This is a genomic window from Mesorhizobium sp. (genome assembly GCF_004962925.1).
Taxonomy (GTDB): domain Bacteria; phylum Pseudomonadota; class Alphaproteobacteria; order Rhizobiales; family Rhizobiaceae; genus Mesorhizobium.
Genome location: NZ_SUEO01000098.1, coordinates 1 through 7,215 on the forward strand (window position 1 = coordinate 1; position 7,215 = coordinate 7,215).

The 7,215-nt window shown below is 65.0% G+C and carries 6 protein-coding genes; all 6 read left to right on the plus strand.

Annotation, left to right across the window (positions count from 1 at the left end):
* A partial coding sequence (locus E5W87_RS19385; RefSeq protein WP_292400885.1) for a 3'-5' exonuclease occupies positions 1 to 1,719 on the plus strand: 1,719 nt, incomplete at its 5' end.
* 81 nt (positions 1,720 to 1,800) lie between these two features.
* Positions 1,801 to 2,556: a multiubiquitin domain-containing protein gene (locus E5W87_RS19390; RefSeq protein ID WP_292400888.1), complete on the plus strand. Its 756-nt coding sequence runs from the start codon at positions 1,801 to 1,803 to the stop codon at positions 2,554 to 2,556.
* A complete protein-coding gene (locus tag E5W87_RS19395; protein ID WP_292400889.1) occupies positions 2,531 to 3,706 on the plus strand; it encodes a ThiF family adenylyltransferase in 1,176 nt (391 codons plus the stop codon). The genes E5W87_RS19390 and E5W87_RS19395 overlap by 26 nt, the downstream gene beginning before the upstream one ends.
* Positions 3,707 to 3,886: 180 nt before the next feature.
* Positions 3,887 to 4,162 (plus strand): DUF6527 family protein, encoded by a 276-nt coding sequence (locus tag E5W87_RS19405; RefSeq protein WP_292400893.1) that lies wholly within the window; start codon positions 3,887 to 3,889, stop codon positions 4,160 to 4,162.
* A gap of 219 nt (positions 4,163 to 4,381) precedes the next feature.
* Positions 4,382 to 7,039, plus strand: coding sequence for a PD-(D/E)XK nuclease family protein (locus E5W87_RS19410; RefSeq protein ID WP_292400896.1), 2,658 nt, complete (start codon positions 4,382 to 4,384; stop codon positions 7,037 to 7,039).
* A partial coding sequence (locus tag E5W87_RS19415) for a UvrD-helicase domain-containing protein (protein WP_292400934.1) occupies positions 7,039 to 7,215 on the plus strand: 177 nt, incomplete at its 3' end. The genes E5W87_RS19410 and E5W87_RS19415, both read left to right, overlap by 1 nt.

Below are 7,215 nucleotides of genomic sequence, written 5' to 3' on the forward strand. Positions count from 1 at the left end.
GTCCTATGCACCGGAAATGAGAAGCTGTCGACGATCGGGCAGGACCTCGAACGGCTTGGTGTCCCCGTCTTGTTTCTGGGCAGCCTGTTCGAGCGGGCCGAGGTCAAGGATCTCCTGGCCTTGCTCTCCGTTCTCGTCGATCGACGCGCCATGGGCCTGCTGCGGATTGCGTGCTGGCCCGATTTCACAACTTCCTTCTCTGACGTGGCGGCGATCTTTGAGCACCTGCGGGCAGCCGAGCATTCCCCCGGCAGCTGGCTTAAGCACGTCGATGCAATCCCGACCGTAAGCGACGCCGGCCGTCAGGCACTCTCCAAGCTTGCGATCGCGCTCAGCGGCTTCGACCAGACAGCCTCGCCCTGGACCGTGCTCGCGACGCTATTGCTCGATCGCACGCGCATCGCCGCGCGCTTTGGCGCGTCCGAGGACCTCGCCGATCGTACGCGCGGCATCGCAATCTGGCAGTTCCTCAACTTCATGCGCGTCCAGCCAATCGGCAGCGGACTACCGATCACGCGCATGCTCGATCGTGTGCGCAGGCTTGTGCGTCTCGGTGACGATCGCGACCTGCGCCAATTGCCGGCGGCCGCTCAACATCTCGACGCCGTGCGTCTAATGACCATCCACGGCGCAAAGGGCCTCGAGTTCGGCGGTGTGCATATGCCGGGGCTCAACAGCGACACGATCCCGCGCACGCCGCCGGCGCCGCCATGTCCCGCACCCGACGGCATGATTGCGGGCGCCGAAGGCAGCGCGCTCGAGGCATATCGCGCAGGGCAGGCAGAGGAGCAGGAGTGCCTCTTCTACGTGGCACAGTCACGCGCCCGCGATCGCCTGATCCTGTATGCGCCGACAGAGAAGAGCAACGGTCACAGTCGACCGCTTTCGCCATTCCTCGACCGCCTCGGGAGCGCCTTGACACGGCGCTCGGTTGTTCCAACGCGGCAGCTTCCGATCGCGGCGGAAGCGCGGGGAGTCGAATTGGTCATCGACGGACGGTTGCGCTTCGGAGCTCCGCAAATCGCTCTGTATGAATCCTGCCCGCGCCGCTTTTTCTACACCCATGTCCTGCACGTCGGTGGGCGCCGAACCACTACGGCCTTTATGCACTTGCACGAGGCGGTTCGCTCGGTAGTCAAGACGGTCATCGCGTCGGACCTGCCTGTGACCGAGCAGGAACTCACTGATCGCACCGATACTGCGCTTGCCGGTGAGGGACTGGGGGAGCATGGCTACCGCGCTGAATTCCGCGATCTCGCACTGGCGATGCTGCGTTTCTTTCTGTCGGGCCGCGCTGGAGCGATCGCTGAGGCGCCGGTGGCGGTCAGTATCATCCTTGGCGGCGAAGAGATCCTCGTCGAGCCGGACGAGGTGCTGATGCGGCCCAACGGTGTCCGCGCCGTGCGCCGCGTCCGCACGGGTCACATGCGATCGGCCGAGAGCAAGGATGTCGGCGCGGCTGCGCTGGTCCTGGCGGTCAAACAGGCCTATCCCGGCGCTGTTGCCGAACTCGTCCATCTCTCCGACGGCGAGGCATCCGAGCTTTCGCTTTCAGACCGCGAGTTGAAGGGACGCACGGACAAGCTTTCAAAATTTCTTGGCGACATCCGCACTGGACGGTTCCCGGCCGAAATCTCATCGCGCACCTGCCCGAACTGCCCGGCTTTCTTCATCTGCGGACCGACACCCGACGGACCCTTGCAAAAAAAATTCGCCTGACCTTACCGGTCGGCGAAACTCGATCCGATTGGACCCTTAGAGCCGTGGCCCCGCCTCGGCCCCAACCTAAGGACCAATCGGATGAACACTGAAGAACTTCTCGACTACGACGACGTCGGTGACGCCCTGCGCGAAGGGCGGTCCCTGCGTCCGGCGCGGGGATATCGCTTCCTCCTCGCCCAGGGCGATCTCAACTTCCTGTCCCGTCAGGTGAGCGATCCCGTGCCGCTTGGCCGTCAGCTGCTCGAGGCCGGCGCCCTGGACCCTCAAGACGGCTACAGCCTCTTCGCTATCCTGCCCTCGGGCGACTTCGAGGATGTGCGGCTGAACGAGCCCTTCGATCTGCGCGAGCACGGCGCCGAGCGGTTCGTCGCCTTCCCCACGGATCGCGACTTCAAGCTCACATTGAACGACGACGAGCTGCGCTGGGGCAAGCCCGTCATCAGCGGCGCGGTGCTCTATGGCCTGGCCAAACCTGGCGAGGGGGAAGGCGTTTTCCTCGAAGTTCCCGGCGGCGAAGATCGCCAGATCGAGCATGGGGAGCTGATCGATCTGGCCGAGCCCGGCATCGAGCGCTTCATCACCGCGCCGAAGCGGCCGCCGACGTTCGAGATCATCGTCAATTCGCGGCCGCGCACGGTGAACGACGACACGGTCACGTTCGAGCAGATCGTCCAGCTCGCCTTTCCGGGCCAGCACGAGCCCAACGTCGTGTTCTCGATGACCTATCGCCACGCGGCATCAACGCCGCACGCGGGTGAGCTCGGGGCTGGCGGCTCTGTCGATGTCAAGAGAAGGGGGACCGTATTCAATGTCACACGCACTGTTCAGTCTTAATCCAGACCTCAAGCAGCTGAGGGACGAAGGCTACTTCGTCCAGCAGCGCGGTGGATATCTCGTCATGCGCGAGGTGCCCTATGTCGACGCACAGCGGCAGCTGCGCATTGGTACCCTGATCTCCAGCCTCACGCTGGCCGGGGACCGGACGCGCAAGCCCGACACCCATGTCGCCCACTGGGATGGCGACTTCCCGTGTCACGCCGATGGGTCGCCCATCCAGGGCATCGCGCACCAGACCGGCGCCTTCGATCTCGGACATGGGCTGAAGGCGACGCATGCCTTCTCAAGCAAACCGGCCGAGGGCTACGCCGACTATCACCACAAGATGACCAGCTACGCTAACATCATCGCCGGGCCGGCCGCGGTGCTGAACCCCGGCATGACGGCTCGCACCATCCGTGAGCCTGAAGCGGAGGAAGACAGCGTCTTCAACTATGTCGAGACCGCCTCCGACCGTGTCGGGATCGGCGCCTTGGCCGAGCGGCTAGCCAGCGAGCGGGTTGCCATCATTGGCGTCGGCGGCACTGGCGGCTACATCCTGGACTTCGTCGCCAAGACGCCGGTTCGCGAGATCCGACTCTTCGACAGCGACGAGTTCTTGACCCACAACGCGTTTCGGGCACCGGGCGCTCCGAGCCTGGAGGAACTGCGAGAAGCGCCAAAGAAAGTCGAATATCTGAAGGATATCTATAGCCGGATGCATCGCAATATCGTGGTGCATGATGTGGCGCTCGGGCCGGACAACCTGCACCTTCTCGACGGCGTTACCTTCGCGTTCCTGTCGCTCGATGCCAGCGATGCAAAGCGGCTGATCGTGGAGAAGCTCGAGGCGATCGGCGCCGCGTTCATCGATGTCGGCATGGGCCTTGAGCTCGACGAAGGATCACTCGGCGGCATCCTGCGGGTGACCGCCAGCACGCCTCAGAAGCGGGATCATCTGCCTCAGCGCATTTCATTCGTCGGTGGCGGCGTGGAAGACATCTATGCGTCCAACATTCAGGTTGCGGATCTCAATGCCCTCAATGCTGTCCTCGCAGTGGTGAAGTGGAAGAAAATCCGCGGCTTCTACCGAGACCTCGAACATGAGCATCACTGCACTTACACCACCGACGGCAACATGCTGATCAATGGGGATCTCACATGCTGATCAATGGGGATCTCAAGTGATACGGCACAAGCGACTCGAGCATCGTTTCGTCGACCACATCCCCGAGCGCCTTGGGGCAGGCGTGCTGTACCTGTCGATGGAATATGCGACATCGGCCCACAGCTGCTGCTGCGGTTGCGGCGAGGAAGTTGTCACGCGTTCACGCCGACGGACTGGAAGATGACCTTCGACGGTGAGACCATCTCGCTTCATCCGTCGATCGGCAACTGGACGTTGAAGTGCCGGTCACATTATGTGATCGACCGCGGCAAGGTGGTCGAAGCCGGCCCATGGAGCGACGAGCAGGTGGAGTCCGAGCGCAGTCGTGATCGTGCCGCCAAAGCTCGTTTCTACGGGCAATCGCCCACGGTCGAGCCTTCTGCTCAACCTGCTCCGCCCAAGGCGACACCAGGCTTCTGGCGGCGCCTTTGGAGCCCTATATCTGGTCGATTCTAACGATAAACTTGTGGATTACATTCCATCAGAAGCATCTCGCCCGGTATTCTACTGTCTACCTGTTATAGAGAGCCTCTCTGAACGGGTTTGACAGACTTCCCACAAAGTAGCCCCGCCAAAATAATACCGCCACGCAACAGTCACGCGCTCGCCAGCGCGGCAGCCCCGGCTCTGAGCCGGCGCCCGAATGAGAACTGACCTCGAAAGGAGGGAACCACAATGGCCATCTCGGGCCGATCCACCCTCGTCGTTCACGGCCGCCTCGCCATGCGGGAAGGCCGCCTGGCGGCGGCGCGCGACCGCCGTCATGGCCTGCAGGTCATGTCGTTCGAGCAGGCGGCGGTGCGGCTCGCTGGAGGTTTCGTCCGCCCAATTGATGATGAAAGCCTTCGCGTGGCGATCCAGACGGTCCTGCCGGCAACGCCGATGGGCGAGCTGGAGAGCATCAAGTCGCTGCCCGGGATGATAGACGCATCCGCGGACACCCTGCACAAGGCCTGGCGCGCTGGTATCGACCTTGCAGCGCGCGCGGTCGAGCATCCGCGACTCGACGCCATCGCTCGATTGGAGTCGGCGGTCCTGGCGCAGCTACCAGCCGCCATGATGCGGCCCATCGACATCGTCGCCGACGCCACCAGCCGTATCACCCATGCGCCCGCCGTTCTCGGCCCGATGGAGATCGCTGGCCTCACCGAACTCTCGCCCTGCTGGCGGCCGCTCCTGAAAGCGCTCACCGCGCACATTCCCGTGCGATGGACGGCCGGGCCGAGGCCGACGCCGGCCTGGTTGGAGGGCACGGGTGTCGCGGTGCTGCGCGCGGCTTCGCAGACCCCGGAAGTCAGCACCGTCAGCGCGGCTACGGCCTATCACGAAGCCATCGAGGCTATGCGCTGGGCGCGGTCGCTTCTCGCCTCCGGGCGCGCGGCGCCGTCCGATATCGCGATCGCCACGGCCTCGCCCGCCGACTACGACGATCACTTCCTCGGCCTGCGCGCGGACGCCAACATCGACCTGCACTTCGTCCAAGGCGTCAAGACCGTCACCACCCGCGATGGCCAGGCCGCCGCCGCGCTAGCCGACATCGTCGTTCGCGGCCTGTCGCAGTCCCGGATCCGTCGTCTCGCCGCCCTGTGTCGGGATTCCACGCCTTTTGCGTCACTTGCCGAAGGCTGGCTGCGGATCCTGCCAGCCGATGCGCCGATGTCGACGCCCAACGCCTGGCACCGCCTGCTGGCGCGATTGAAGCCCGAGGACTGGCCGGACGACGCGGATCACGCCCCGGCCTTGCGCGCGGCCATCGACCTTCTCACCAAGGGGGCCGACGCAGCACCGGAGATCGGTGAGGCCTTTCTTAAGGGCCGCGCGCTCGCCATCTGGCGCAAGGGCCTCCTCGCCGGGCCGGCGGCCTCGATCGACACCACCCTCGAAACCCTGAAGCAGGATGACGGGCTGGAGGCGTGCGTGTCCGTCGGCTGGATGCCTGCTAGCGCGCTAGCAGCCTCGCCGCGGCGCTTTGTGCGGCTGATCGGCCTCAACTCTTCGCACTGGCCGCGCGGAATTGCCGAGGACCGGCTGATCCCGGACCATATCATCCCCACTGCCGAGCTCGACCCGCTCCCGGTGAGCCTGGCCGATCGCCGAGACTTCGAGACGATCCTGGCAACGACGACCGGCGAAGTCGTCCTCTCGCGCGCCCGTCGCGACAGCGACGGACGGCTGCTGGGACGCAGCCCCCTCCTCGCTGCGCACGGTCAGGAAATCTATCTCCGTCGCAACGCCGTTCCGATCCATGCGTTTAGCGAAACCGACCGCCTCATGGCCAGGCCGCAGGAGTTTAGCGCCGACCGGCAGGCGCTCAGCGCGCAAGGCTGCTGGCGCGACTGGCGGCACACCGAGATCACGCCGCATGACGGCCTCATCCGGCCCGACCATCCGCTCATTCTCGCAATCCTGGCCCGCACCCAATCGGCCAGCTCACTCCGGCGTCTGCTGCGCAACCCGCTGAGCTTTGCCTGGGTCTATGCCTTCGGCTGGCGCGTGCCAGAAAGCACCTTCGAACCGCTCGTGCTTGACGCGCTCGGCGTCGGCGATCTGGTTCACATGGTTCTCGATCGCGCCTTACGCGATCTGGAGAGCGCCGGTGGATTGATGTCGGCCGACGCCGCGGCGATCACGGCGACGGTTGACCGGGCCGCGGCGCTTGTCGCCGCCGATTGGGAAAGCGAACGTGCGGTCCCGCCGGCCGTCATCTGGGGGCGCACCCTGGGTGATGCCCGGCTGACGGCGGAGCGGGCTCTTGCCTATGGCGATGTGCTTCTGCCGGGTGCCCGCTCCTATAGCGAGGTGCCGTTCGGCGGGGCCGAGCCCAAGTCGGACGCGCAGACGCCGTGGGATCCCAATGTGCCGGTCACGATTCCCGACACGGGTTTCAATATCGCCGGCTATATTGACAGGCTGGACATCGCAGGCGACGGCAAGCGCGCGCTGGTCCGCGACTACAAGACCGGCCGTCCTCCGCGAGGCGACATCCGGCTGAACGGCGGCCGCGAGCTTCAGCGCTGCCTCTATGCCTTCGCGGTGAAGGCGCTGCTGGGCGATGATGTCACGATCAGCGCCTCGCTGCTTTACCCGCGTGAGCCAATCAACCTCCAGCTCGAAGATCCGGACGCGGTCCTCGCTGAGATCACTGACTATCTGCGCGCGGCGAGGAGCAGCTTCGCCGGCGGTGAAGCGCTGCCAGGCCCCGACACCGGCGGCGACTACGACGATCTCGCCTTTGCCCTGCCGGCGAATGCCAGCGCCACCTATTGCAAACGCAAGATGCCGGCCGCGACCGAAAGGCTCGGTCAGGTCACTCAAATCTGGGAGGCGGAATAATGAGCAGCGTGTCTAAGGCCCTTAAGGATGACGACGCGCGACGCGACGCGATCAGTCTCCATGATCGCTCGATCCTGGTCGAAGCTGGCGCAGGCTCCGGCAAAACTGCCGTCATGGCCGGACGCATCGCCGTCATGCTCGCGGAGGGCGTTCCCCCGCACGCCATCGCCGCCGTC